A 1,319-nucleotide genomic window follows, 5' to 3' on the forward strand; every position below is an offset into this window, starting at 1 on the left:
GTCATCCGCGTCGGACGCGGCTTCGACCGCATCAACCCCCTCGACGCCGGGCCCCTCGATGAGGCCCGGCGACGCCTCACCGGCGCCGACGCCGAAACGCTGCGGTGGGAGGTGCGGTCACGGCGACTCTCCCTGCTGCTGGCGCTGGCGACCCTGGTCCGCGAAGCCCGCATCACCAACGCCGAAGAAGTCGTCCTGGGCCGCGCCATCGACCTGCTCGACCACCGCCTCGACACCGAACCCACCGTCGTCGACGTCCTGCGCGTGCTGGAGCAGGGACCAGACGAACTGCGCTCGGCCACCCGCACCGACACCGCCGACGCCTACCGCGCCCACACCCGCGACCTGGTCTTCACCCTCGACCTGCTCATCTCCGGATCCCTGGCCGGCGTCTTCGACTCCACCACCACCCGCCCACTGAACCTGGACGCACCCGCCATCAGCGTCGACATCTCCCGCGTCCGCGCCGCCGGCGACAAACTCCTGACCGCCGCGATGCTGTGCACCTGGGCCTACGCCTTCGGCATGGTCGACGCCGCCACCACCCTCACCGACCTGGGCGCCGCCCCACGCCGCTCCTACCTCGGCGTCATCGACGAACTCTGGCGCGCCCTGCGCGGCGCCCCCGGCCTCGTCGAACACGCCGACGCCCTCACCCGCCTCAACCGCGCCAAAGGCATGGCCTCCATCATGATCACCCACTCGCTCGCCGACCTCGACGCCCTGGCCACCGAAGAAGACCGCGCCAAAGCCAAAGGCTTCGCCGACCGCTCCGCCATCACCGTCCTGGCCGGACTCCCGCCCCGCGAACTGGCCCGCGTCCACGAGATCACCCCGCTCACCGGGCCCGAGCAGCAACTCGTCACCTCATGGTCAGCGCCCGACTCCTGGCAGCCCGGCGCCCGCCACCCCGGACGCGGCAAATACCTCATCAAGACCGGCGAACGCCTCGGCATCCCCGTCGAACTGTCCCTCGTCGGCCCCGAAGCCGACCTCTACGACACCGACCAGGCGATTCGGGGTGTCGCATGAGACGTGATCCGACGTCTGGAGAACCTGGAGCCGCTCCGCGTACAGGCGGATCAGCTTGTCGCGTCCATGGCCTCGTCGGCCAGCTCAGTGAGCACGCTCATGCGTCGCCGACATTCAGACGGTTCGGTGCCGGCGAAGGAGGATCGGCTCCAAAGACCGCCCGGGGTGAGGTATTTGCCGGCGTAGCCGGTCCCCAGGGCGGAGTCCAGTTGCAGCAGCCCGCCGAGCGCCCACGCCTGGTCGTAGTGGCAGTCTCGCCGCGGCAGGTAGTGGTCCAGGTAGGCGGC

General features: G+C 70.4%; 2 protein-coding genes. One reads left to right on the forward strand and one right to left on the reverse strand.

Annotated elements, in window-relative coordinates:
* Positions 1–1,032, forward strand: a 1,032-nt coding sequence (locus tag AB0C35_RS46025; RefSeq protein ID WP_358471025.1) for a hypothetical protein, incomplete at its 5' end; no start/stop codon positions are given.
* A 50-nt stretch (positions 1,033–1,082) separates the two neighbouring features.
* Here the strand turns inward: AB0C35_RS46025 and AB0C35_RS46030 are convergent.
* On the reverse strand, positions 1,083–1,319 hold a 237-nt coding region (locus AB0C35_RS46030), incomplete at its 5' end, for a DUF6000 family protein (protein WP_358471028.1).

Origin of the sequence: Spirillospora sp. NPDC048819 (assembly GCF_040650055.1) — a bacterium.
In the GTDB taxonomy this organism is placed as follows: domain Bacteria; phylum Actinomycetota; class Actinomycetes; order Streptosporangiales; family Streptosporangiaceae; genus Spirillospora.